The sequence below is a fragment of the Arthrobacter sp. FW306-1B-G06A genome (genome assembly GCF_058781765.1).
The window spans coordinates 29,807-54,256 of the sequence record NZ_JBYSXB010000005.1 but is presented as its reverse complement, the minus strand read 5'-3'; the positions used below and the strand labels follow the sequence as shown (position 1 = coordinate 54,256).

Below are 24,450 nucleotides of genomic sequence, written 5' to 3'. Positions count from 1 at the left end.
CCGGCATGGCAGCAGTACCGGCCGGGTCAGCTGATCCGAATCCGCCCGTGATCGCCGTCGTCGGCCCCACCGGTTCCGGCAAGTCCGATCTCGCCGTCCACCTCGCCCTCGCGCTCGACGGCGAGGTCATCAACGCCGATGCCATGCAGTTCTACCGTGGAATGGACATCGGCACGGCCAAGATCACCGTCGCCGAACGCAGGGGAGTGCCCCACCACCTCCTGGACACGATGGATGTCACCGAGGAAGCCAGCGTCTCCGCTTTCCAGGCCGACTGCCGCGCCGCCATCCGTGATATCCATGGCCGAGGCAAGCGCGCCATCCTGGTGGGCGGCTCCGGACTCTACGTCCGCGCAGCCTTGGATGTCCTGGAATTTCCCGGCACGGACCCCGGCGTGCGGCAGCGGCTGGAGCAGGAGCACGAAACCTCCGGTCTTCCAAGCCTCCAGGAACGCCTCCAACGCATCGACCCCGTGTCCGCCGGCAGGCTCGGCGACGCCCGCCGCGTCATCCGCGCGCTGGAAGTCTTCGAGCTCACCGGCCGCCCGTTCAGCTCCTTCATGCCGCAGCGCGAGTATTTCCAGCCAGCCGTGCAGATAGGGCTCGACGTCGACCGCGGATTGCTGCGCGAGCGTTTGGCCGAGCGCGTGCTGAAGATGGTCGACGCGGGACTTCTTGAAGAGGTCGCGCGGCTGGACGCCGTCGGACTGCGGCAAGGCAAGACGGCATCGCGGGCGCTCGGATACGCGCAGTTCCTGAAGGTCCTCGACGGCGAATCCGACACAGCTGCCGCGGCCGAAGAAACCATCGTGGCCACCCGGCAATTCGCCCGGCGCCAGCTCACGTGGTTCCGGGCGGACCCCCGGATCCACTGGCTGGACTGGCAGGATACGGATTTGGTGGCCAAAGCCGCAGAAATCTGCGCGAGTCCGGCGTCGGTGATTTAGGCGCAACCCCCAGTACAGGTAGCCTTGAGCCATGGATGAAACCCTTGCATTTTCCGCCCCGCAGCCTGCCGCTGCCGGCGGTTCCGTACCCGCCTCCGGTCTTCACGGGCTGGCCTTCTCCAAGGGGCACGGTACGGGCAACGACTTCGTCCTCATTGCGGACCCCGAAGACGCGCACCAGATCTCTCCGGAGCAGGTCGCAGCGCTCTGCAACCGCCACCTGGGCATTGGCGGGGACGGGCTCATCCGGGCAGTCCCTTCACGATTCCTGCCCGAAGGCCTCCAGCTGCTCGAGGCGGATTCCGCTGCCGAGTGGTTCATGGACTACCGCAACGGCGACGGCTCGTTGTCCGAGATGTGCGGCAACGGAGTCCGCGTCTTCGTCCAATTCCTGATCGAGCAAGGACTTGTCACCCTCAACGCCGGTGAATCCCTGACCATCGGAACGCGCGGCGGCATCAAGAAGATTGTCCGGACCGCTGAGGGATATGCGGTGGACATGGGTCCGTGGGAGTTCATTTTCCCCAAGGATGCCACTACCAAGGCCATGGACTCCCTCGTCAGCGCCGACGGACTCGAAGTGGCCCGGCCTGCCCTCTCTGTCAGCATGGGCAATCCGCACACTGTGGTGGCGTTGGCCGAACTTTCAGAACTCAAATCCACGCAGCTCTTCAAGGCGCCCGTCGTCGATCCCAAGCCGGCAAACGGCACCAACGTCGAATTCGTGGTTCCCGCTGAGCCCCTCGTCCACGAAGGCGTAGGCAACATCACGATGCGAGTGCACGAACGCGGCGTCGGCGAGACCCAATCGTGCGGCACCGGCGCCTGCGCGGCCGCCGTCGCCATCCGGCACTGGGCCGGGGAAGGTGCTCCCGACACGTGGCGCGTCAACGTGCCGGGCGGCGTCGTCGGCGTGCGGTTCTTCCCCGGAGAAAGCGGCCGCGAACACGTGGAGCTCAGCGGCCCCGCCGTGATTGTCGCTAGCGGGACGCTTTCCTGACCCGCAGGACGCGGAAGGATTTCGACGTGCTTTCCCGGGACACCGCGAAGGAACCATCGAGGGTATCGGCCAGCCAGCGCTGAAGCGAGTCCGCGCCAAGGTTCTTCTGCACCACGAGCCAGGCGTTTCCACCCGGAGCGAGCCGCGGCAGCCAGGTGAGCAGCAGGCTGTGGAGTTCATCCTTGCCGATACGGATGGGCGGGTTTGACCAGATAGTGTCGAACGTCACAGCGGGATCGACCTCGTCGGGCAGGCTCGCGGTGACATTCCCGAGCTCCAGGAGTGCGGCGTTCTCGTTGGTCAAGGTGACGCAGCGTTCGTTGACGTCGACGGCGTGGACCTGAGCGTGCGGCGCCATGAGCCCCATGGTCAACGCAATGGGACCCCAGCCGCAGCCGATGTCCAACAGGTTTCCCTGCGGCGCCGGCGGTGGAACCTCGGAGAGAAGGATCGCGGTTCCCTTGTCGATCCCGTCGGGGCTGAAGATACCGCCCGATGTCTGGAGCCGGCGGGTCGCGCCGGCCAGTTCCACCGTGAGGGGCTTGCGGGTGAACGGCCCCGCGGGCTGTGCGCTGAAATAGTGAGCAGACTCCATAGCTTGCCAGATTAGTTGCCAGCAGCGGGCAAGGGAAACCGCGCCCTGCTCCAAACTGCCCCGGCCCGGGCTTGACGAGGTCTGATAGCGTGGTTCGCATGTTCTTGATCTCCGAGTAACCGACTCCGTGTAGCCGGCACCGCCCGCGACGCAGGCCTGCATTAAGTGCAGCGCCATTCCGCCTTGGCATGTCCGTTCCGGACGCCGTTCTTGACGCCTGGACACTCAGCAGATCGTCCCCTCCCGCCCCTGGGATCTGTGCTCGCAATCCGCGCAGCCCGTCCGGTTGGAGACCCCAGGCCATCGGCAGAGGCTTGCCAGGCATCAGCCCTGCGCGAATTCCGCGCCACAAGAGACGAATCGGCACTATTCTGGAAGTGCCGAACCCCCTAAAAGGAGACCATGACCACGCAGAAGAACACCGGACCCGATTCCGACGCCCAGGACATGAGTCCTGAAGAAATCCAGGCTGTCATCGACCGGATTCTCTCCAAGGACGCACCTGCCATAGTTCAGGACCGCGACGAACCCCGGGGCGTGTTTGGCAAAGCCCAGGCAATTTCCCGCCTGGACGAAGAACACAGCATCTACGACGGCGATCAAGAGGACCTGGCCGAACGCCGGGCCCTGCGCCGTACCGCCGGGCTGTCCACGGAACTTGAAGATGTTACCGAGGTCGAATACCGGCAGCTGCGCCTTGAGCGCGTCGTGCTGGCAGGCCTCTGGACCGAAGGCACCCTGGCCGACGCCGAGAATTCCCTGAGGGAGCTCGCCGCCTTGGCCGAAACCGCCGGCTCGGAAGTCTTGGACGGCATCGTCCAGCGCCGCATGAAACCGGACCCCGGCACCTTCCTTGGCTCAGGCAAAGCCATGGAGCTCAAGGACATCGTGATGTCCACAGGAGCCGATACCGTGGTGGTCGACGCCGAACTGGCGCCATCCCAGCGGCGCGGCCTTGAAGACATCGTCAAGGTCAAGGTGGTGGACCGCACCACGTTGATCCTCGACATCTTCGCGCAGCATGCCAAGAGCCGCGAGGGCAAGGCCCAGGTTGAGCTCGCACAGTTGGAATACCTGTTGCCGCGCCTGCGTGGTTGGGGCGATTCCATGTCCCGCCAGGCCGGTGGCCAGGTGGGTGGCGCCGGTGCCGGCATGGGTTCCCGTGGTCCTGGTGAAACCAAGATCGAACTGGACCGCCGCCGAATCCGCACACGCATGGCCAAGCTACGGCGCGAAATCGCCGCCATGAAGCCATCGCGCGAGACCAAGCGGGCCAACCGCCGTCGTAATGCCGTTCCTTCGGTTGCCATCGCCGGTTACACGAACGCCGGAAAGTCGTCACTGCTCAACCGCCTGACGGATGCCGGTGTCCTCGTGGAGAACGCGTTGTTCGCCACCCTGGATCCGACGGTGCGCAAGGCCCAGACCCCTGACGGAATCGGCTACACGCTCTCGGACACCGTCGGCTTCGTGCGTTCGCTGCCCACCCAGCTCGTGGAGGCTTTCCGCTCCACGCTGGAAGAAGTGGCCGACGCCGACCTGATCCTCCACGTGGTGGACGTTTCGCATCCCGATCCGGAAGGCCAGATCGCGGCCGTCCGCACGGTGTTCAGCGAAGTAGATGCCCGGAAGATCCCGGAAATCATCGTCCTGAACAAGGCGGACGCCGCTGATCCGTTCGTCATTGAGCGGCTCAAGCAAAAAGAGCCACGCCACGTCGTCGTGTCCACCCGCACCGGGCAGGGCATTGCCGAGCTCCTCGGGGCTATCGGCGAGGCTATTCCGCGCCCTGGCGTGCGCCTTGAAGTCCTGATTCCGTACAACCGCGGCGAGCTCATCAACAAGCTGCACAACACCGACGCCGAAATCCTCAGCCTTGAGCATGAGGAGGAAGGCACCCGCGTGGTGGCCATGGTCCACGAGAACCTGGCAGCCGAGTTGGAGTCGTTCGTCAGCAATGGTTGATCCAGAGGCGGGGGAGCGCGGCGAAACCGTGGGGGAACGGACCGCCCTCGAACTCCTGGACAAAGCCGTTGCCGGCATGGGAGGCCAAAACCGCACGGGCCAGCACCAGATGGCCAGGCAGGTGGCGCGGGCGATCGAGACCGGCGAACACCTCCTGGTCCAGGCGGGCACTGGCACTGGCAAGTCCCTTGCGTACCTGATTCCGTTGATTGCGCACTCGATGGAGAGCAACAAGCCCACGCTCGTGTCCACGGCCACCTTGGCCCTGCAGACGCAGATCGTGGGCCGGGATCTGCCCCGGCTCCTGGAAACCATCAATCCGGAGCTGGAGCGCCCGGTCAGCATCGCCCTGGTCAAAGGCCGGGCCAACTATGTCTGCCGGCACAAGCTGGAGGGCGGGTTCCCCAGCGAGGAACCGGCTGAGGGGCAGCTGTTCTCCCTTGGCGAGGACACCAGCGTTCCGCATCTGGCCGCAGCCATCGGCGGGCCTGCCTCGCAGCTTGGCAAGGAAGTCGTGCGGCTGCGTGAATGGGCGGCGAAGACCACGACGGGGGACCGCGACGAACTCATGCCGGGCGTGACGGACCGGGCCTGGCGCCAGGTATCCGTCACGTCCATGGAGTGCCTCGGAGCGCAAAAGTGTCCGATGGCCGAGGAGTGCTTCAGCGAGCTCGCCCGCCACCGCGCCGCGGAGTCCGACGTCGTGGTCACCAACCACGCGATGCTCGCCGTCAGCGCCTTTGAAGGGCTGGCCGTCCTGCCCGAATACGACGTCGTGGTGGTGGACGAAGCACACGAGCTCCAGGACCGTGTGACCGGTGCCGTGTCCGGGCAGCTGTCCGTGGCGATGATCCATGCCGCGGCCTCCAGCGCCCGCAAACACACGGCCATCACCGTGGACGCGCTGAACGCCGCCGCGGATCGCTTGGAACTCGCGATCATGGGAGCGCCGTCCGGCCTCTTGCCCAACGGGCTCAATGACGAACAACTTGATGGCGTGGACCAGCTCCGGGAAGCGTGCCGTGCGGCGCTTTCCGATTCGAAGGGGGATTCGTCCAACGCGGTCGACGGCGGACGTCAGCTCGCGCGCTCACGGCTCATGCTGATCCTCGAGTTGTGCGAACGGCTGCTCTCCGCCCGGGAAAACAGGGAAGTCGTGTGGCTCTCCCGGAACAGCAGCTTCGATCCCCAGCAGGGCTACACCGCCCCCGACGAGGACTCGCCGGCGCTCATCAACATCGCGCCGCTCAGCGTCGCCGGACGCCTCCGCGAAGGGCTCTTCGCGGGCCATACCGTGGTGTTGACCTCTGCCACTTTGGCTATCGGGTCTGCATTCGAGGCCACAGCCGGAGGGCTGGGCTTGACTGGCCAGGGCGCCCCCAGCTGGACGGGCGTGGATGTCGGCTCGCCCTTCGACTACCCGAAGCAGGGCATGCTGTACGTCGCCAAGCACCTGCCCAAGCCGGGTCGCGGCACCTCGCCCGAAGCGTTGGACGAACTTGAAGAGCTCATCAAGGCCTCGCACGGCGGAGCTTTGTGCCTGTTCTCTTCCCGTCGTGCGGCTGAGGACGCCGCGGAAGCGATGCGGTCGCGCCTGGATGTGGACATCCTGTGCCAGGGAGAATCGACCATGGCCGCGCTGGTCAGGCAGTTTGCCGAGGAGGAGGACACCTGCCTGTTCGGCACCATGTCCCTCTGGCAGGGCGTCGACGTTCCCGGCGGTTCATGCCGGCTGGTCGTGATTGACCGGATCCCGTTCCCTCGCCCGGACGATCCCCTGATGACGGCACGGTCCCGCGCGGTCGCCCAGGCCGGGGGCAACGGTTTCATGGCAGTGTCTGCAACGCACGCGGCCATTCGGCTGGCACAAGGGGCCGGCCGCCTCATCCGTTCAACGGGGGACAAGGGCGTCGTGGCAGTACTGGATTCACGGCTTTCGACGGAGCGCTACGGCAACTTCCTCAGGGCAGCGTTGCCGCCCTTCTGGCCCACCACGGACCGTTCAGTGGTGCGCGGTGCCCTCGAACGTCTTTACGCCGAGTCGGCCACGGCCTAAGGCAGGGGCCCTGGGTGAGGGTGCCTTAGAGCGAGCGCGTCCTAGAGTGAGCGCAGGACCGAGACGACTTTGCCCATGATGGTGGCATGGTCGCCCAGGATGGGTTCGTACTGCGTGTTCTGCGGGAGCAGCCACGTGTGGCCGTCGCGCTGCCGGAAGGTCTTGACGGTGGCTTCGTCGTCCAGGAGTGCGGCCACGATGTCGCCGTTGAGTGCGTCGTTTTGACGCCGCACTACCACCCAGTCTCCATCGCAGATAGCGGCGTCGATCATGGAATCACCGGCGACCTTGAGCATGAAGAGCTCGCCATGGCCTACCAATTGCCGGGGCAGAGGCAGGACGTCCTCAACGGTCTGGTCGGCCAGGATGGGCCCACCGGCAGCAATGCGCCCGACGAGGGGAACCATGGCCGTGTCACTGGCACTCGCGAGTTCCGTGACGGCCAGGCCGCCGGCGCTGCGGAGTTTCGCCGGCGCTTCAACGCCGGGGATGACGGAGCCACCGTCCAGGGTCAACGGCATGAGGACTTCCATGGCGCGTGGACGCTTGGGATCGCGGCGAAGATAACCGAGCTTCTCGAGCTGCGACAACTGGTGGGTGACGCTGGACAAGCTGGCCAAGCCGACCGTGTCTCCGATTTCGCGCATCGACGGCGGATACCCGTGATCGTTCACTGAACGTTGGATGGTCTCCAGGATTTTCTTCTGGCGGACGGTCAGGCTCTTGGGGGCCTTCTGCGGCTGCGGGCTCCGCGCTGAGGCCGACCCGCTGCCAGTGGCTTTCGCTGCCATGTTCGCCAACACCCTTCCGTTCCGTCCGCGCGGCCCTGAGGGGCTTGCCGGGACTGTCGGCCTGAAATGTCAGACCCTCCTGTTGCACTGATTCAGTGCTCGTTCCTTCACTCAAACGTAGGGCAGGCGCAGGCGTTTATCAAACATTTGTTCTAGCGAGTCTCGACATCGTTCGTTGATAAGTGCTAAAAATGTCATAGCAAGGTTCGAATATGTGTTCTATAAAAGTGGTGCGGGGTCCGGGTGTTCGCCCGAATCGTTCGAAGACAACAACGAACAACCGTCCTGCAAGCACTGAATGAAGGCAAGAATTGGCAGCCGCAACCAGAGATTCCGGAACGCGGCATTGTTCAGAAGGGCTCAGCTCATGTCCGCAATCACCATCACCCACACACCCGGCCACAGTGCGCCGGCGGGCCGGCTCCGCCTGACCCGCAGGGGCCGCATGGTCATCTTCGGCGTCCCGGCCATGCTCCTGGTTGCAGCGCTCCTTAGCCTGGCGGGATTCCTGAATTCGCCGGCCAAGGCTGCTGATTCCGCCGCTGAACTGCAGCCCACCTCCAGCACGAGCGTCACGGTACAAGTGGGCCAGTCCTTGTGGGAGATTGCGGGAAGCGCCGCACCGTCCCGGGATCCACGCGACGTCGTTGCGGAGATCATCCAGCTGAACAACCTCCAGGACGGCCACATCGTGCCCGGCCAGCAGCTGTTCATTCCTTCGACTTAGCGGCAACTTGGACCGGGTTGCCCGGCCCCTGGACGGTCTCCGTGCCGTCACAGTTTCAGGGCATCCGCCGCGGCACCTTAAACTGTCATGGTGAGTGACCAGCTTGAGCGACTTGACCGACTTCCCCTCCGGACCAACCTTCGCGGCCTGAGCCCCTATGGCGCGCCGCAGCTTGATGTTCCGATTTTGCTCAACGTCAACGAAAACACGCATGGCGTCCCAGCGGACGTCCAGGCGGCCATCACCGAAGCGGTCGCGGCAGCCGCCACCGGACTGAACCGCTATCCGGACCGCGAGTTCACCGAATTGCGCGAAGCCCTTGCGGAATACCTTGGCCACGACCTTTCGGCCGAGAACATCTGGGCAGCCAACGGCTCCAATGAAGTACTCCAGCAGATCCTCCAGGTCTTCGGCGGCCCGGGCAGGTCCGCGCTCGGTTTCCCGCCGACGTACTCCATGTACCCTTTGCTCGCGAGCGGAACCGACACTGCATACATCGCTGGTGTTCGCGCTGAAGACTATGGCCTCGATGCGGCCTCGGCGGCCGCGCAGGTCCGTGAACTCAAGCCGAATGTCGTGTTCCTTTGCTCCCCGAACAACCCCACCGGCACGGGACTTGGCCTGGACGTTGTCGAAGCCGTGTACGACGCCGGCGAGGCGAGCCGGACCGTGGTGATCGTGGACGAGGCCTACCACGAGTTCGCCCACGACAACACGCCAAGCGCGTTGACGCTCCTCCCCGGCCGGGAGCGCCTTATTGTGTCCCGGACCATGAGCAAGGCGTTCGCCCTCGCCGGTGCGCGCATCGGCTACATGGCAGCTGCCCCCGAGGTCGCCGACGCGATCCGTCTGGTACGCCTTCCGTACCACCTCTCCGCCATCACGCAGGCGACCGCCCTGGCGGCCCTCCGTCACCGCGAAGCCCTCATGGCGGACGTCGAGGACATCAAGGTCCAGCGCGATCGCATTGTCAGCGAGTTGACCCGCATGGGCTTCAAGCCGGCCGCCTCCGATTCGAACTACGTATTTTTCGGCGGAATCGAGAATCCCCACGCCCTGTGGCAAGGCCTGCTGGAGCGCGGAGTCCTGATCCGCGACGTCGGCATCCCGGGCCACCTCCGCGTCACCGCCGGCACGGAGCCTGAAACCACTGCATTCCTCAAGGCGCTCGAAGCCTTGCTGGACGGCCAGGTCTCCGCACCGGCCTAGACTTGAACAAGTCCCACCACTCCTTCCTCCTAAGGACATATCGATGAGCGAAAACGGCGCCAGCACGGCGGCCGCCCGGACAGCACGCATGGAACGCACCACCAGCGAATCCTCCGTCCTGGTTGAAATCAACCTCGACGGCACGGGCGTCTCGGATATCAGCACCTCGGTGCCGTTCTATGACCACATGCTGACGGCGCTCTGCAAGCATTCGCTTATCGACATGACCGTCAAGGCGAGCGGAGACACCCGCATCGACGCCCACCACACCGTGGAGGACGTTGCCATTACCTTCGGCGAGGTCCTGCGCACCGCCTTGGGTAACAAAGCAGGGATCCGTCGGTTCGGCGAGGCCACGGTCCCGTTGGATGAAGCGTTGGCCCACGCCGTCGTCGACGTCTCCGGACGTCCTTACCTGGTCCACGGCGGTGAGCCCGCAGGGCAGGAATACCACCTGATCGGTGGACACTTCACCGGTTCGCTGACCCGCCACGTCTTTGAGGCCATCACCTTGCACGCCGGTATCTGCCTCCACATGAATGTCCTGGCCGGCCGGGATCCGCACCACATCGTGGAGGCCCAGTTCAAGGCCTTTGCCCGTGCACTCCGTTCCGCCGTCGAGTCCGACCCACGTGTCGAAGGCATTCCGTCCACCAAGGGTGCCTTGTGAGTGGGCAGATCCTCAAGGACGGCGCTGTGGTCGATCCGAAGGCTGCCAGCCGCATCGTCTCGCCCGAGGGAAAGCCGACCGTAACGGTCCTTGACTACGGCTCGGGCAACGTCCGCTCAGCGGTCCGCGCGCTTGAGCGTGCCGGAGCGGCAGTCACGTTGAGCGCCAAACCCGAAGACGTCCTGAACGCCGACGGTCTCCTGGTCCCCGGCGTCGGCGCCTTCGAAACGGTGATGCGCGAACTCAAGGCAGTGGACGCGATCCGGATGATCGGCCGTCGCGTTGCCGGAGGCCGGCCAGTCCTGGGTATCTGCGTAGGGCTCCAGGTCCTGTTCGAGGCCGGAGTGGAGCACGGTACCGAGGCCGAAGGCATGGGCGAGTGGCCCGGCAAAGTGGAACTCCTGCCTGCCCCCGTTGTGCCGCACATGGGCTGGAACACTGTTGACGTGCCGGAAGGCTCGAAGCTGTTCGCCGGCGTGGAGCACGAACGCTTCTATTTTGTGCACTCGTATGGCGTACAGAAGTGGGAATTCGACGTTGTCCAGCCCCGCATGGCTCCGCCGAAGGTGACGTGGTCCGAACACGGCGCCCCCTTCATCGCCGCCGTGGAAAACGGACCGTTGTGTGCCACGCAATTCCATCCCGAGAAGTCGGGCGACGCCGGAGCCCGGCTCCTGCGCAACTGGGTTGAGGGTTTGCGCCCGCAAGCAAAAACCCAGCCGCAGCCGACCGGGGCCGGAGGCGCTGCCTGATATGTGGTCCGTTATCTTCATGGGCGCGGCCGGGCTGCTGGTTGGCGGCGGAATCTCCTTCCGCCAGCAGAAACGCCCCGCCTGGGTCTCCATTTCGTTCTACGTACTCGCTGGCTTGGCTCTGCTAGCCGCCTACCTCTTCACTTTGCCTGCAAAATAAGTTGCCGGGCAACTGACGCCCGTCCCCACAACACCGAGGACTTCAATGACCACCGCCTCCGAACTGCCCGTTCTGGAACTCCTGCCCGCCGTCGACATCGTGGACGGCCAGGCCGTTCGTCTCCTTCAGGGAGAAGCCGGCTCCGAGACCAGTTACGGCACCCCGCTGGAAGCGGCGCTGAACTGGCAGAACGCCGGAGCCGAGTGGGTGCACATGGTGGACCTTGACGCGGCGTTCGGACGCGGCAACAACGCCGGCCTCATCAGCGAGGTCGTCTCGCAGCTGAACGTCAAGGTGGAGCTGTCCGGCGGACTGCGCGACGACGAATCCCTTGAGCGCGCGCTTGAGCTCGGCGTCGCCCGCGTGAACCTCGGAACCGCCGCGCTGGAGAATCCGGAATGGACCCGCCGGGCCATCGACCGCTTCGGTGACAAGATCGCCGTCGGGCTCGACGTCCGTGGAACGACGCTCGCAGGCCGGGGCTGGACCAAGGAAGGCGGGGACCTCTGGGAGGTGCTGGCCCGCCTTGAGGATGCCGGCTGCGCCCGTTACGTGGTCACCGACGTCACGAAGGACGGGACACTGCAGGGACCCAACGTCGAGCTGTTGCGCCAGATGGTCGAAAAGACCGGCAAGCCCGTTGTCGCGTCGGGCGGCATCTCCAGCCTTGGGGACCTGCGCGTCCTGCGGGAGCTCGTACCGCTTGGGGTCGAAGGAGTGATCGTCGGCAAGGCGCTGTATGCCGGTGCCTTTACGCTCCCGGAAGCCCTGGACGTCGCCGGCCGCCGCTGATGTCTCACGATCCACAGTTCCCGGCAGCTGACCAGGCTTCGACTCCGGCACCCCGGCAGTTGCCCGGGCACATCGCTGCGGCCCTGGCAGGTGCCGGCGGCGCAGGCGATTCCGCCGGCCAGCCCTGGGCAGGCCGCGACCTGAGCGGCGACGCCGCCAAGATCCATAATTTCGAGGACGACGACGGAACGGCCGACGCCGGATACCTCGCCGCCGTCGCGGCATTGCTCTCAGGAACCGGCAGCGAGGCCGGTGTGGTGGCTTCGTTGGCAACGGCGAGGGTGTTCGTCCCGGTGGTGGCCCAGCTCGCTGAGGAAGCCGAGGGCGTGGACGGACTCCATGCGGACAAGCAGGCCGACATGGCGCTCGTGACATTGAAGGCGCCGGATGGCCGCACGGCCATGCCTGTGTTCACGTCGGCGGCCGCCCTTGAAGCCTGGCATCCGCAGGCCCGTCCCGTCGCTGTTTATGCGGCCCGGGCGGCCCTGTCTGCCGTCTCCGAAGGGGCCCAGTTGCTCGTCCTGGATCCCGGTTCGGATGTCACCTTCGTCGTCCGCCGGCCTGCCATGTGGTCACTGGCACAGCAGCGCGACTGGACGCCGTCGTACCTTGATGATGAACTGGAGTCTGCTCTCAATTCCCTGGCAGGGATGTACCCGGCCGTGCGGCGCCTGGAGGTGCGGCCGGGATCTGGAATGGCTTCGCGCACGGCTGACGGATCGGCCATGGCCGGCGGGGGACCCGGCCCCGAATTGCGCGTGGTGCTGTACCTCGAAGACGGCCTGGACGCCGCCGCGGTGCAGGATCTCGTCTCCGGACTGAACGGGCGTTGGGCGCAGAACGAATTGTTCGCCGAGCGGGTTGACTCGATCGAGGTCAGCTTGCAGCGGGCGGCACAGTAGCCGAAGGCACAGGGGGAACGTCCTTGTCCTGCCCTCGGCAGAACAGAGGATGAGCTCGTGAATTTCTCTCTCTACCGGGAGATGCTGTCCATCACGTCCGTGCGGCGTCTCCTGCTGGTGGGCATGGTGGCCCGCATACCGCACTCGGCAGCGGGAGTCCTGCTCACCCTGCACATCGTCCTGACTTTGGGCAAGGGATATGCCGCCGCCGGTGCTGCCGCGGCGGTATTCACCATCGGCATCGCGATCGGCGCTCCGTGGCGGGGGCGGCGCGTGGACACTGTCGGCCTGCGCAAGGCGCTTATTCCTTCCGTTGTGTCTGAGTTGGTGATTTGGTCCGTGGTGCCGCACGTCAGTTACGAATGGATCCTCCCACTTGTCTTCGTCGGGGGCCTGTTGACGCTGCCCATCTTCAGCGTCATCCGCCAGTCCCTGGGGGTGCTGGTTGACGGCGAGCAGCGGCGTTCGGCCTATGCGCTGGACTCCATTGGCACCGAAGTGGTCTTCATGATCGGCCCCGCGGTGGGCGCGGTCGTGGCTACCAGCGGGTTCACGGTCCTCGGCCTGACCATCGTGGGTGTGTGCACTTCGGCCGCCGGGCTCTTCCTTCTCTGGTTCAACCCGCCCACCCGCAGCGAGGGCGTCCTGGACGCCGGCCAGACGGCCGACCGGGATGCCGATGAGCTTCATGCGGCCGAAGCCGCGGTGGTGGCATCGGCTCCGGCCCATCTTCAGGAGGCGGCTTCGGAGATGGCTCCGACAGTGTCGCAACCTTCCGGGTTGCGGGGAAAGATGGCCCGGAACTTCACATGGTTCACCGCGGCGGTAGCCGCCGTGTTCGCCGTCGCCGCAGGATCCGGAATGGTCCTGAGCGGCACCGACGTCGGAATCGTCGCGGTGTTGCAGCGCGCCGGGCACGAGAGCGAGATCGGAATTGTCTTCTTCTTCTGGTGCGCCTCATCGGTAGTCGGCGGGCTCATCTACGGCGCCATGCACCGGCCCGTCTCGCCCATCCTGCTCCTGCTGGGAATGGCGGCATTGACCATCCCGATGGGCTTCGCCGGGGACACGTGGACCCTTGCGTTGTTGTCTCTGCTTCCCGGCCTGCTCTGCGCGCCGGTGCTGTCCGCGGCGTCGGAAAAGGTCGCCGACATCGTGGATGAGGAGCGGCGCGGCGAGGCCATGGGCTGGTACGGCTCGGCCCTCACTGCAGGCGTGGCTTTCGGTTCGCCCGTCGCGGGCCTCTTCATCGACGGCGTGGGGCCGTGGGCTGGCTTCGTCGCCATCGGGACGGCGGGAGTGGTGTTGTGCCTTGCCGGGTTGTTCCTCCAGCTGCGTCGGCGCCGGAGCATGACAATCACCCAGGCGGGCGCGGGAGACCCCGCCACCTGAGTCGCGCCTAAGCCGCCAAACGACGACGGCGGGCCGGCCAAAGGGGCCAGCCCGCCGTCGCGGTCGTACAGATAGTCCGGATCAGTTGACCGGGCCGGTGAACTTTTCGCCCGGGCCCTTGCCCGGCTCGTCCGGGATCAGGGACGCCTCGCGGAACGCAAGCTGTAGGGAGCGGAGGCCGTCGCGCAAGGGGCCGGCGTGCTGCGAACCGATTTCCGGTGCTGCGGCGGTGACGAGTCCGGCCAAGGCGGTGATCAGCTTGCGGGCCTCGTCCAGGTCCTTGAGCTCTTCGGCCTCGGGGTCGTCGGCCAAGCCCACTTTGACGGCTGCCGCGCTCATGAGGTGAACGGCGCCGGTGGTGATGACCTCAACAGCCGGAACTTCCGAAATGTCGCGGATCTGCTGGCTTACTCCGGCACCAGTGCCGGCGGGCTCGTGGTCGAGGGAATTGCTGTCTGAAGTGCTCATGCTGGTAAGCTTGTCACAGACCGACTGGAAGTTGCCATTTTCCATGGCTCACGCAGCGCTCGGCCACCCACCGTTAATGTGCGGTTGGTTGCCGATTTCTGTAGAATTGATTTTCAGTTTGCAAGCGGAGTTCTCTCCCACCCGCGTCAGCCGTTTCCCTTCGGGGATGTAAGTTGCCGGGTACCTGGTCGGACACCGTTCAAGGTCAGCCTTGGATGGTGCGAACGCCTCCCTTGAGGGGCCGTTTCCGATCTTCGAGGCCTTCGATTGCGCCAGCAATTGGGGGCCTTCTCTATTTGCCGGTGGAATACTCATCACAACAACAGGAGCTTTGACATTAGCGAGCCAAGAATCAATGAGCGTATCCGCGTCCCCGAGGTGCGTTTGGTCGGCCCTGCCGGCGAACAGGTTGGAATCGTCCGTATTGAGGACGCCCTGCGTCTGGCTGCCGAGGCTGACCTGGATCTCGTTGAAGTTGCACCGCAGGCGAAGCCTCCGGTGTGCAAGCTGATGGACTTCGGCAAGTACAAGTACGAAGCCGCTGTTAAAGCCCGTGAGGCCCGCAAGAACCAGACCAACACGGTCCTCAAGGAAATCCGCTTCCGCCTGAAGATCGATACCCACGACTACGAGACCAAGCGCGGCCACGCGCTTCGCTTCCTGGGTGCCGGTGACAAGGTGAAAGCCATGATCCAGTTCCGCGGACGTGAGCAGCAGCGCCCTGAAATGGGCATCCGCCTGTTGCAGCGCTTCGCTGAGGACGTTGCCGAAGTCGGCGTGATTGAGTCCAGCCCGCGCATCGATGGCCGCAACATGGTCATGGTGATCGGTCCGCTGAAAAACAAGGCAGAGGCCAAGGCCGAGGCCCGCCGCGCGGCGCAGCGTGCAGAAGCCAAGGCCCAGAATGAAGCCAAGGCCGCAGGCCGGATTGACGTTTCAGGCGAGGATGCTCCCCTGACCCAGTCACTCGCGGACTTGCTGCCGGCGGAACTCCTGGCCCAGGCCGAGGAAACCCAGGCCGAGGAGACCGTATCGGAAGCCGTTGAGGCGGAGGCCGCTGAAGTCGAAGAGACTCCGGTCGCTGAGGAAACGGTTGTCGAAGAGGCTCCCGTGGTTGAAGCAGCTCCGGTGGTCGAGAAGGCTCCTGTGGTTGAAGCAGCCCCGGTTGTCGAAAAGGCTCCCGTGGTTGAAGCAGCTCCCGTTGCCGCGCCGGCGCCCGCAAAGGCACCGGCAAAGGCACCTGAGCAGGCAGCTTCGAAGCCTGTTGTGCCGGCTGCCCCCAAGCCTGCTGCCACACCAGTACCGAAACCGATGGCGAAGCCCGCGGTTCCGAAGCCTGCAGCTCGGCCGGCAGCCCCCAAGGCCGCTCCGAAGCCAGCGGCACGCAAGACCAACTAGTCACGCCGCAGGAGGCATTCCCTCCGCCCGGCACGAAAGCAGCAGCCGCCCCCTATGGGGTGGCTGCACGAAAGAACTGCAGACCCAGTCTGCGGACACGTAAGGAGATCGGTTCCCATGCCGAAGATGAAGACCCACAGTGGTGCTAAGAAGCGCTTCAAGCTGACCGGCACCGGCAAGCTGAAGCGTCAGCAGGCCAACCGCCGCCACTACCTGGAGCACAAGTCCTCCACCCTGACCCGTCGCCTTGCCGGCGACAAGATCGTCTTCAAGGGCGATGCCAAGGTCATCAAGAAGATGCTCGGCGTCTAAGTTCCAAGTTTTCTGGTTGCTGCCATCCGGTAGCCGCCGACTACACCAAAGCCTTCTCAGGCCGGCCGGGTTTCCGGCAGTAGCAGCTTGGGATAAGAATTTTGAAGGAGTACGCACGTGGCACGTGTGAAGCGGGCGGTAAACGCCCACAAGAAGCGTCGGGTTGTCCTTGAACGGGCCAAGGGTTACCGCGGTCAGCGGTCTCGCCTGTACCGCAAGGCAAAAGAGCAGCTGCTGCACTCGTTTGTGTATAGCTACGGCGACCGCCGCAAGAAGAAGGGTGACTTCCGTCGCCTCTGGATCCAGCGCATCAACGCTGCATCCCGCGCCAACGGCCTGACCTACAACCGTCTGATCCAGGGCCTGAAGGCCGCTGAGGTCGAGGTTGACCGCCGCATGCTGGCAGAGCTGGCCGTTTCCGACGCCAACGCTTTCGCCGCGCTGGTCAAGGTTGCCAAGGACTCCCTGCCTGCCGACACTTCCGCTCCGGCCGCCAAGGCCGAGGCCGCTCCGAAGGCTGCCGCCAAGGCTGCTCCGGCTGCGAAGACCGCTACCGCCGTCAAGGCCTCTGCTTCCGAGAAGCCGGCCATCGAAGGCGCTGTTGTCGCCGTTGAGGGCGAAGCCGCACCGGAAGGCCACGCCATCAAGGGCAACGCCGAGTCCAACAAGTACCACGTTCCGGGTTCCACCTGGTACGACGTGACTGTTGCCGAGTACTGGTTCTCCACCGTTGAGGCCGCAAAGGCTGCAGGCTTTGAGCCTGCCGGTGGCGAAGCCCGCCAGCAGATCAAGAACTAGTCGCAACTGCCACTAAAGTTCTTTATATGAACGAAACCGGGCGCCCGCAAGAACTTCCGATGTCCAACCCCCGAGCCGATCGGGTCAGGGATGTCGCAAAGCTTGCAGGGCGCCCGGCCCGTTTAAAGCGCGGGCGGTTCCTCGCGGAAGGCCCCCAGGCCGTTCGCGAGGCGCTGGTCCTGCACCGGGAGCGGACCGCGGCGGGGGAGCCCGGCGTCGTACACGAAGTGTTCGCGAGCGAAAGCTGCCTTGACCGGCTCCCTGAACTCGCCGAACTCGCCGACGGCGTTGCCTTGCGGCTGGCGAACGACGATGTCCTGGCCGCCATGGCGGACACCGTCAATCCCCAAGGGATTGTGGCCGTCTGCAGCTTTGTGGACGTCAGCCTTGAATCAGTGCTCGACGCCGGGCCGCGGCTGATCGCCGTCATGTGCCAGGTGCGCGACCCCGGCAACGCCGGCACGGTGCTTCGGGCCGCTGATGCCGCCGGGGCGGACGCCGTGGTCCTGACGGCCTCCAGCGTTGACATTTACAACCCGAAGGCTGTGCGGTCCACGGCAGGTTCGCTCTTCCACCTACCGGTTGTGTTGGGTGCGGACGTCGGGGAACTCGTGGCCGGATGCAAGGAGCGCGGCATCGGGATCCTCGCAGCGGACGGTTACGGCACCCTCAACCTGGACAAACTTCAGGACGAGAACGCGGCGCGCCGCCTGGGTGCGTCAGCAGCGACTTCCGCCTACGCCCTCGAAGCCCCGACCGCCTGGCTGTTCGGCAACGAGGCGCAAGGACTTTCAGACTCCGAGCTTGCCCTTGCCGACCATCGTGTCGCAGTGCCCGTCTACGGTTCGGCGGAAAGCCTGAACCTTGGCACAGCAGCCACGGTTTGCCTCTACGCCAGCGCACGCTCGCAGCAAGCCTCCTGACACTCCCGCTGCAGGTACGGTATTGCTTGCAGGAACGCGACCTCGCGGTCTGTTCGTGCCTTTCACTCACATCCCCTGAATTGAAGAAGAGGTGGAGCCTCCGTGGCTGCAAATGGCGGTACCAAGGCAATCGTGGCGGCATTGAGTGCCAACCTGGCGATCGCTGTGCTCAAGTTCGTCGCATTCGTCCTGACGATGTCGTCGTCCATGTTGGCCGAGGCAATCCACTCCGTCGCCGACTCCGGCAACCAGTTGCTCCTGCTGCTTGGCGGGAAGCGGGCACAGCGCGCAGCGAGTCCCGAGCACCCGTTCGGCTATGGCCGTGAGCGCTACATTTACGCCTTCATCGTCTCGATCGTGCTGTTCAGTGTTGGCGGACTCTTTGCGCTCTATGAATCCTGGGAGAAGTTCCAGCACCCCCATGCCATTGAAGGCGATTTCTGGTGGGTACCCCTGGCCGTGCTGCTCGGCGCTATTGTGGCGGAATCCTTCTCGTTCCGGACCGCCATCCACGAATCCAATCCCTTGCGCGGCAAACAAAGCTGGATCAAGTTCATCCGCAACGCCAAGCAACCGGAACTGCCCGTGATCCTCCTGGAGGATTTCGGAGCCCTTCTGGGCCTCGTTTTCGCGCTGTTCGGCGTGAGCCTGACCCTCATCACGGGCAACGGCTTGTGGGACGCCGCGGGCACCGGAATGATCGGCCTGCTCCTTGTGGGAATCGCCGTGGTGCTCGCGGTGGAAACCAAGTCCTTGCTGCTCGGCGAATCTGCCACCAGAGAGGACAATGCGCGGATCACGGAAGCCATTGAGTCGGATGGCACGCGCATTATCCACCTCAAGACCATGCATTTGGGCCCGGAAGAGTTGCTGGTCGCTGCGAAGATCAGCGTGGGCGCGGCAGATACGGGGCAGGCGATTGCGACAGCGATCGACGCCGCCGAACTCAGGATCCGCACCGCGGTACCGATCGCCCGGGTCATCTACCTCGAGCCCGACGTAGAGCGTGTCCAGGTCTAGGCAGCCAGCGGCTTCTTGCGTTCCAACCAGCCGCTGATGCCCGCGACGCCGAGCCCCAGGATCGCCAGGACGGCCCCGACGAGGGCAGGGGCAACGTATCCCCAGCCCCAGGCGATGACCACCCCGCCGAGGAATGCGCCAAGGGCGTTGGCGATGTTGAGCGCGGAGTGGTTGAGCGAAGAGGCCAAGGACGGCGCGTCCGGCGAAGCGTCGAGCAGGCGCGTTTGCAAGGGCGGGATGAGCATGGAGCCGATGCCGCCCACGATGAAGACCATGACGAACGCCGACCACGCCCAGTGGGCCGCGACCGCGTAGGCCACCAGCGCCAAGGCGATGAGGGGCAGCACCCGGTAGATGGTTCCCATGACCGACTTATCGGCGATGCGGCCGCCCAGGATGTTGCCTGCCACCATGCCCAGTCCGTACAGGGCCACCACGAGGGGTATCAGCGCCTCCGGGATGCCGGCCACGGACGTCATGGTGTGGGAGATGTACGTGTAGGTGGCGAAGAAGCCGCCAAAACCGATGATTCCGATCAGCAATGCCAACCACACCTGGATGCGTTTGAGGGCACCAAGTTCCCGGCGGATGCTTGCCTCCGGGTGGGCTGGCTCGAAGGGGACGAACTTCCAGAGCAACACACTCGTGGCCAGGCCGATGATGCCCACCACCACGAAGAGAAGGCGCCACCCGAAAGTCTGGCCGAGCCACGTCGCCGCGGGAACACCGATGACGTTGGAGACGGTCAGTCCGCCCATGACCATCGAAATCGCCCAGCCGCGCTTGGTGGGAGCAACCAGGCTCGCGGCGATGACCGCGGCGATTCCGAAGAAGGCGCCATGGGGCAGTCCCGAGGCAAACCTCGTGATCACCATGGTTCCGTAGTCCGGTGCGATAAAGGACGTCAGGTTCGCTATCGACAGGAACAGCATGAGCCCCAGGGCAAGTTGCTTGCGGGGGAGCCGGGCACCAAGTGCCGCGAAGATGGGCGCCCCTACCACGACACCCAAGGCGTAGGCCGAAATCAGGTTCCCGGCCTCGGGAGTGCTGATGTGGAGTCCCTGCTCGATCTCCTTGAGCAAGCCCATCATGGTGAACTCCGTTGTCCCGATGGCAAATCCACCCATGGCAAGGGCGAAGATCGCCAGCGCCACGTGACGGCTTCGGGTCTTTTGGGAGGTCTTGGTGACAGCAGTAGTGGTCATCGTCCTGTTTCTTGGGGCGAGCGGGAGGCCACTCGAAGGGAATAAAGCCGACTTTCAAGCTTAGTGCGAGTCCTGGGTGAATAGCCCTGAATGTGACAACTTCCATAGCGGGGGTGATGACCGGAGGGCCAATAGACTGTTGCGGTGACTGGACTGATAAGCGTGGCGGGCGCCGCCGTCGTCGATTCCCTAGAAAATCCGAAACGGCTGCTCGCCGCGAGGCGCAGCGCCCCACCGCAATTCGCGGGAATGTGGGAGTTCCCGGGCGGCAAGCTGGAGGCCGGGGAATCCTTCGAAGACGCGCTGCACCGCGAGTTGCTTGAGGAACTCGGGATCACTGTCCGGCTCGGGTCTGAGGTGGAGCCTGACGCGGGCGCCGCTTGGCCGCTGAACGAGCGCGCCGTCATGAGGGTATGGTTCGCCGAACTGCTCGACGGCGAGCCGCGTCCGCTCCAGGACCACGATGAACTCCGGTGGGTTCCGCTTGGCAATGGCGACGAGGCGTTGACCTTGCCGTGGATTCCTGCCGACCTGCCGATTGTCCGTGCACTGCTGGAACGGGTGGCCTCCGGCCTGCTCAACTAGAAAAGCGTGGACTGGCCCGTTGTTGGAAAGGAAGCAAGCGGAAGCGAACCAGGCGTCTCCTTGCCCGCCGTCGCGTTCCTGTGGCTGAAACCGCTGCTCCCGGAGAAACCGTGACGGGCCTTGAAGTAGTTGATACGGCCGCTTAGCCAGGTCCTGTATTCCTTCGAGGCATACGAGCCTTGGCCATAGAGGCGGCGGTACTTGCCAACGAGCTCGGGGTGGTTCGCCGCCAGCCATTGCATGAACCATTCCCGCGTGCCCGGCTTCAGGTACAACGCCCCGGCCGTGACGCCAGTGGCGCCGGCCCCGGAGAGTGCCGTAAAGAGCGACTCCAGTGCATCATCACTGTCCGTCAGCCACGGCAGGATGGGCATGGCCATGACACCGCACGGCAGCCCGGCCTCGCGCAGCCGCCGGATGAGCTTGAGCCTGGCGCGCGGCGCGGGTGTGCCGGGCTCCACTGCCGAGGCCAGGGCTTCGTCAGTCATGGCCAGGGAGATGCCCAGGTCCACGGGCACGTGGCTGGCGGCGTGCTTGAGGAGGGGGATGTCGCGGCCCAGGAGGGTTCCCTTGGTGAGGATGGAGAACGGAGTACCGGAATCCGCCAGGGCCCGGATGATCCCAGGCATCAGCTGGTAGCGGCCTTCTGCCCGCTGATACGGATCCGTGTTGGTGCCGAGGGCCACATGATGGTGGCCCCACGACGGCTTGGACAGTTCCTTGCGCAAGACCTCTGCCGCGTTGATCTTCACGATCACCTGGGAATCGAAATCGTGTCCGGCGTCGAACTCCAGATAGGTGTGGCTCTTGCGCGCAAAACAGTAGACACAGGCATGGCTGCATCCGCGGTACGGGTTGACCGTCCATTCGAAGGGCATCTGGGAACCGGACGCCACCTTGTTGAGCACCGATTTGGCGGTGACCTCATGAAAGGTGACTCCGGAGAATTCGGGGGTTGAGACGGAACGCACAAGCCCGGCCAGCGGCAGCAGTGCGTCCGTTGCTGGGGCGGCTCCGGACGGACCGCTGCTGCTGTTGTCTCCGGGTGCCGGACCACGTTGTGGTGAAAGTGCCTGTGCGTCCCATCTCATGGCCTCCATTCGAATATATGTTCGAACGCTTGTCAAGGCCGGTTGAAAGAAGGCCGGTTAAGGATCGAACGAGCCACCTGGAAATCGCTCAGCCGTTGCTAGGGTGGATGCATGATTCTGCTGACGGGATTCGAGCCTTTTGGCGGCGATTCCAGCAATCCCTCGTGGGCTGCCGTCCTCGAAGCACAGGAGATCTTGCGCTCCGAAGGCCATGACGTGGTAGCGCTCGAACTGCCGTGCGTTTTCGGTGAATCCGCCGCGGTCCTGCGCGAGGCCGTGGAGAGGCTGCGCCCGGAGCTGGTCATCTGCGTCGGGCTCGCCGGCGGCCGGGACCGGCTCTCGTTGGAACGCGTGGCCATCAACTGCGATGACGCCAGGATTCCGGACAACGCCGGAAACAGGCCCATCGACGAGCCGGTAATCCCCGAAGGTCCCGCGGCGTACTTCAGCACACTCCCGGTGAAGTCCGCGCTCCGGGCGCTCCAGATCGCCGGAATCCGTGCCGAGGTCTCGCAGACCGCCGGGACCTACGTGTGCAACCACGTGTTCTATGCCCTGATGCACGAACTCGCCGGAGCCGTTCCGCCCCGCGCGCGGGGCGGCTTCATCCACGTTCCCTATGACGAAGCCCGACTTCCGCAGGGTAGTGCGACGCCTGGGATGGCGACGCGGGACATGGGGCGGGGGATCGCCGTCGTCGTTCGCGCTGCGCTTGAGACTCCGGTGGACACCAAGCTGTCCGCAGGGGCGGTTCACTAGGCCGGCGCCGTTCACTTGGCTGGCGCTGTTCACTAGGCTGGCGCCGTCGAATCCAGCTCCCACTGCACCACCACGCTCGCGGAAACCGCCACCGATCCCGCTTCGATGGGCACGCCTTCGCTCGTTGAAGCACGCTGCATACCGGCCATCATGGGCACCGGAGATCCATGCTCCGGCCGCTGATCGATGGAGAGGACGAGCCCCAAGCGGCCGCCGGCAAGCGCGGCGAAGCGGGCCGCCTTCGCTTCGGCCTCCCGCCAGGCAGCCTCCTGTGCCCGTGCCGCAACGGCCGAGGCATCCGTGAATCCCTGTTCGATCCCGTGGATGCGAAGGTTGTCGCCGCCCGCCGCCACCGCGGCGGAGATGGCCGCGGGGGCCGCCGACGGCGGGCCGACCCTGGCAACCAGGGTGGTTGACGCAACATAACCGCTGACCTTTTGCCCCTGGTTCTCAGCCCACACAAGGTCGGCGCGAAGATTGAGGCCGCTGGTCCGCAAGTCGGGACCGGCCACGCCGTGCCCTCGTAACGCGTCGGTCACCGCCGAGACGATCGCTCCCGCATCGCCATAGGCCGCTTCGGCGGCGTCGCGCCTGACCTCGACGGCGAGCGTGAGCGTGAGCAGGTCGGGAACGGCTTCCGCGGTTCCCTCTCCGGTGACAGTGATGGTGCGGACCGGTGTCATGAGGCCATGCTAGCCCCGGGCGCGCCGATGAATCGATGAGGCAGGGTCACGGGTTAAATCCCCGCGGGACCCTTCTACTAGACTGGTTGTTAGTGCCCGCCGGACGCGTCCAGCGAGCATCGCTCCTGCTTTTGCCATGGCCCTGCCTGGTGAAGACCATTTCCGACTCGTAGCTAAGAACAGTAGATGACTGACACTTTGCCGGGCGCTGCCATCCCGAACCCTCTGGATGAAGCCGCCATCACCGCTGCCGTTGAGGAAGCCGTCGCCGCGATTGCCGCTGCATCCTCCCTCGAAGAACTCAAAGCCGTCCGCTTGGCGCACACCGGCGAGAAGTCGCCCTTGAGCCTTGCCAACCGTGAAATCGGCGGCCTGCCCAAGGAGCAGAAGGCCGCCGCAGGCAAGCTCATGGGTTCCTCCCGTGGCCGCGTCAACCAGGCGCTCGCAGCACGGACCGCTGTGCTCGAAGCCGAAAACGACGCCCGCATCCTTGTCGAGGAAACCGTCGATGTCACGGCAGCGCCGCGGCGGCGCCGCGCCGGTGCCCGCCACCCGCTCTCCACGCTGCAGGACCGCGTGGCGGACATCTTCGTCGGCATGGGCTGGGAAATCGCCGAAGGACCGGAGGTCGAGTCCGAGTGGTTCAACTTCGACGCCCTCAACTTCAAGCCGGACCACCCGGCGCGCGAAATGCAGGACACCTTCTTCGTGGAACCTCCCGAGGCGCACCTGCTCATGCGCACGCACACGTCCCCGGTACAGGTCCGGTCCATGTTGGAGCGCGAAGTACCCATCTATGTGCTGTGCCCGGGCAAGGTATTCCGCACCGATGAACTCGATGCCACGCACACACCCGTGTTCCACCAGTTCGAGGGCCTGGCCATTGACAAGAAGCTGAGCATGGCCGACCTGCGCGGCACCTTGGAGCACTTCGCCCGCCAGATGTTCGGTGACGAGGCACAGATCCGCCTGCGTCCCAACTACTTCCCGTTCACCGAGCCGTCCGCGGAGTTGGACATTTGGCACCCCGGTGCCAAGGGCGGCCCCCGCTGGATCGAATGGGGCGGCTGCGGCATGGTCAATCCCAACGTCCTGCGCGCTGCCGGCATCGACCCGGACGAGTATTCAGGTTTTGCCTTCGGCATGGGCATCGAGCGCACGCTCATGTTCCGCAACGAGGTCGGCGACATGCGCGACATGATCGAAGGCGATGTACGTTTCAGCGAGCACTTCGGGATGGAGATCTAACA

The 24,450-nt window shown here is 65.0% G+C and carries 26 protein-coding genes; 20 read left to right on the top strand and 6 right to left on the bottom strand.

The window, feature by feature from the left end:
- Positions 1-5 precede the first annotated feature (5 nt).
- Complete coding sequence (gene miaA / locus AC3WJM_RS03875; protein WP_492271236.1) at positions 6-947, top strand: tRNA (adenosine(37)-N6)-dimethylallyltransferase MiaA; 942 nt, start codon at positions 6-8, stop codon at positions 945-947.
- Between the two features lie 31 nt (positions 948-978).
- The gene (gene dapF, locus AC3WJM_RS03870) at positions 979-1,947 is read left to right on the top strand and encodes a diaminopimelate epimerase (protein ID WP_492271235.1); all 969 of its coding nucleotides are present in this window, start codon (positions 979-981) and stop codon (positions 1,945-1,947) included.
- Here dapF and AC3WJM_RS03865 read toward each other — a convergent pair.
- The gene (locus AC3WJM_RS03865; RefSeq protein ID WP_059387802.1) at positions 1,928-2,542 is read right to left on the bottom strand and encodes a class I SAM-dependent methyltransferase; all 615 of its coding nucleotides are present in this window, start codon (positions 2,540-2,542) and stop codon (positions 1,928-1,930) included. The genes dapF and AC3WJM_RS03865 overlap by 20 nt on opposite strands.
- Positions 2,543-2,944: 402 nt before the next feature.
- Here AC3WJM_RS03865 and hflX point away from each other — a divergent pair, with 402 nt between their 5' ends.
- Together hflX and AC3WJM_RS03855 are read left to right on the top strand one after the other, a co-directional pair.
- Positions 2,945-4,507: a GTPase HflX gene (gene hflX / locus AC3WJM_RS03860; protein WP_492271234.1), complete on the top strand. Its 1,563-nt coding sequence runs from the start codon at positions 2,945-2,947 to the stop codon at positions 4,505-4,507.
- On the top strand, positions 4,500-6,563 hold the full coding sequence (locus tag AC3WJM_RS03855) for an ATP-dependent DNA helicase (RefSeq protein WP_476910571.1): 2,064 nt from the start codon (positions 4,500-4,502) through the stop codon (positions 6,561-6,563). The genes hflX and AC3WJM_RS03855 overlap by 8 nt, the downstream gene beginning before the upstream one ends.
- Before the next feature lie 41 nt (positions 6,564-6,604).
- Here the strand turns inward: AC3WJM_RS03855 and lexA are convergent, their stop codons facing one another.
- Positions 6,605-7,354 (bottom strand): transcriptional repressor LexA, encoded by a 750-nt coding sequence (gene lexA, locus AC3WJM_RS03850; protein WP_492271233.1) that lies wholly within the window; start codon positions 7,352-7,354, stop codon positions 6,605-6,607.
- Between the two features lie 367 nt (positions 7,355-7,721).
- On the opposite strand from lexA, the gene AC3WJM_RS03845 reads away from it, so the two are divergent.
- The 8 genes from AC3WJM_RS03845 to AC3WJM_RS03810 all read left to right on the top strand — a co-directional run bounded on the left by AC3WJM_RS03845 (position 7,722) and on the right by AC3WJM_RS03810 (position 13,958).
- A complete protein-coding gene (locus tag AC3WJM_RS03845; protein ID WP_492271232.1) occupies positions 7,722-8,081 on the top strand; it encodes a LysM peptidoglycan-binding domain-containing protein in 360 nt (119 codons plus the stop codon).
- Between the two features lie 90 nt (positions 8,082-8,171).
- Entirely contained in the window at positions 8,172-9,290 is a 1,119-nt protein-coding gene (locus AC3WJM_RS03840; protein ID WP_284989322.1) for a histidinol-phosphate transaminase, read from the top strand.
- A gap of 43 nt (positions 9,291-9,333) precedes the next feature.
- A complete protein-coding gene (hisB, locus tag AC3WJM_RS03835) occupies positions 9,334-9,960 on the top strand; it encodes an imidazoleglycerol-phosphate dehydratase HisB (RefSeq protein WP_492271231.1) in 627 nt (208 codons plus the stop codon).
- Positions 9,957-10,712 (top strand): imidazole glycerol phosphate synthase subunit HisH, encoded by a 756-nt coding sequence (hisH, locus tag AC3WJM_RS03830; protein ID WP_492271230.1) that lies wholly within the window; start codon positions 9,957-9,959, stop codon positions 10,710-10,712. Before hisB ends, hisH begins: the two co-directional genes overlap by 4 nt.
- A 1-nt stretch (position 10,713) precedes the next feature.
- The gene (locus AC3WJM_RS03825; protein ID WP_492271229.1) at positions 10,714-10,872 is read left to right on the top strand and encodes a hypothetical protein; all 159 of its coding nucleotides are present in this window, start codon (positions 10,714-10,716) and stop codon (positions 10,870-10,872) included.
- Between the two features lie 45 nt (positions 10,873-10,917).
- On the top strand, positions 10,918-11,664 hold the full coding sequence (priA, locus tag AC3WJM_RS03820) for a bifunctional 1-(5-phosphoribosyl)-5-((5-phosphoribosylamino)methylideneamino)imidazole-4-carboxamide isomerase/phosphoribosylanthranilate isomerase PriA (RefSeq protein ID WP_492271228.1): 747 nt from the start codon (positions 10,918-10,920) through the stop codon (positions 11,662-11,664).
- Complete coding sequence (locus tag AC3WJM_RS03815) at positions 11,664-12,566, top strand: SseB family protein (RefSeq protein ID WP_492271227.1); 903 nt, start codon at positions 11,664-11,666, stop codon at positions 12,564-12,566. Before priA ends, AC3WJM_RS03815 begins: the two co-directional genes overlap by 1 nt.
- A gap of 57 nt (positions 12,567-12,623) precedes the next feature.
- The gene (locus AC3WJM_RS03810; protein ID WP_492271226.1) at positions 12,624-13,958 is read left to right on the top strand and encodes an MFS transporter; all 1,335 of its coding nucleotides are present in this window, start codon (positions 12,624-12,626) and stop codon (positions 13,956-13,958) included.
- An 81-nt stretch (positions 13,959-14,039) separates the two neighbouring features.
- On the opposite strand, the gene AC3WJM_RS03805 is transcribed toward AC3WJM_RS03810, so the two are convergent.
- The gene (locus AC3WJM_RS03805; RefSeq protein ID WP_284989317.1) at positions 14,040-14,426 is read right to left on the bottom strand and encodes a DUF1844 domain-containing protein; all 387 of its coding nucleotides are present in this window, start codon (positions 14,424-14,426) and stop codon (positions 14,040-14,042) included.
- Positions 14,427-14,804: 378 nt separating this feature from the next.
- Here AC3WJM_RS03805 and infC point away from each other — a divergent pair, with 378 nt between their 5' ends.
- The 5 genes from infC (at position 14,805) to AC3WJM_RS03780 (ending at position 18,877) form a co-directional block, all read left to right on the top strand.
- Positions 14,805-15,824 (top strand): translation initiation factor IF-3, encoded by a 1,020-nt coding sequence (infC, locus tag AC3WJM_RS03800; RefSeq protein ID WP_492271225.1) that lies wholly within the window; start codon positions 14,805-14,807, stop codon positions 15,822-15,824.
- 117 nt (positions 15,825-15,941) lie between these two features.
- Positions 15,942-16,136 carry a 50S ribosomal protein L35 gene (gene rpmI, locus AC3WJM_RS03795; RefSeq protein WP_059387794.1) on the top strand — a complete coding sequence of 65 codons (195 nt, stop codon included), beginning with the start codon at positions 15,942-15,944 and terminating at the stop codon, positions 16,134-16,136.
- Between the two features lie 117 nt (positions 16,137-16,253).
- Positions 16,254-16,934, top strand: a complete 681-nt coding sequence (gene rplT / locus AC3WJM_RS03790; protein WP_284989316.1) for a 50S ribosomal protein L20, sunset domain variant — start codon at positions 16,254-16,256, stop codon at positions 16,932-16,934.
- Positions 16,935-16,960: 26 nt separating this feature from the next.
- Entirely contained in the window at positions 16,961-17,857 is an 897-nt protein-coding gene (locus AC3WJM_RS03785; protein WP_492271224.1) for a TrmH family RNA methyltransferase, read from the top strand.
- 102 nt (positions 17,858-17,959) lie between these two features.
- Positions 17,960-18,877, top strand: a complete 918-nt coding sequence (locus AC3WJM_RS03780) for a cation diffusion facilitator family transporter (RefSeq protein WP_492271223.1) — start codon at positions 17,960-17,962, stop codon at positions 18,875-18,877.
- Here AC3WJM_RS03780 and AC3WJM_RS03775 read toward each other — a convergent pair.
- Entirely contained in the window at positions 18,874-20,082 is a 1,209-nt protein-coding gene (locus AC3WJM_RS03775) for an MFS transporter (RefSeq protein ID WP_059387791.1), read from the bottom strand. The two genes, AC3WJM_RS03780 and AC3WJM_RS03775, sit on opposite strands and share 4 nt — an antisense overlap.
- 144 nt (positions 20,083-20,226) lie before the next feature.
- Between AC3WJM_RS03775 and AC3WJM_RS03770 the strand changes: the two genes are divergently transcribed.
- Complete coding sequence (locus tag AC3WJM_RS03770; protein ID WP_059387790.1) at positions 20,227-20,667, top strand: (deoxy)nucleoside triphosphate pyrophosphohydrolase; 441 nt, start codon at positions 20,227-20,229, stop codon at positions 20,665-20,667.
- On the opposite strand, the gene AC3WJM_RS03765 is transcribed toward AC3WJM_RS03770, so the two are convergent.
- Positions 20,664-21,758 (bottom strand): Rv2578c family radical SAM protein, encoded by a 1,095-nt coding sequence (locus AC3WJM_RS03765; protein WP_492271222.1) that lies wholly within the window; start codon positions 21,756-21,758, stop codon positions 20,664-20,666. The two genes, AC3WJM_RS03770 and AC3WJM_RS03765, sit on opposite strands and share 4 nt — an antisense overlap.
- A gap of 111 nt (positions 21,759-21,869) precedes the next feature.
- Here AC3WJM_RS03765 and pcp point away from each other — a divergent pair, with 111 nt between their 5' ends.
- On the top strand, positions 21,870-22,517 hold the full coding sequence (pcp, locus tag AC3WJM_RS03760; RefSeq protein WP_492271221.1) for a pyroglutamyl-peptidase I: 648 nt from the start codon (positions 21,870-21,872) through the stop codon (positions 22,515-22,517).
- Between the two features lie 32 nt (positions 22,518-22,549).
- Here pcp and AC3WJM_RS03755 read toward each other — a convergent pair whose 3' ends face one another.
- The gene (locus AC3WJM_RS03755) at positions 22,550-23,200 is read right to left on the bottom strand and encodes an SIMPL domain-containing protein (protein WP_492271220.1); all 651 of its coding nucleotides are present in this window, start codon (positions 23,198-23,200) and stop codon (positions 22,550-22,552) included.
- 186 nt (positions 23,201-23,386) lie between these two features.
- Between AC3WJM_RS03755 and pheS the strand changes: the two genes are divergently transcribed.
- Positions 23,387-24,448: a phenylalanine--tRNA ligase subunit alpha gene (pheS, locus tag AC3WJM_RS03750; protein ID WP_078105647.1), complete on the top strand. Its 1,062-nt coding sequence runs from the start codon at positions 23,387-23,389 to the stop codon at positions 24,446-24,448.
- Positions 24,449-24,450: the final 2 nt, after the last annotated feature.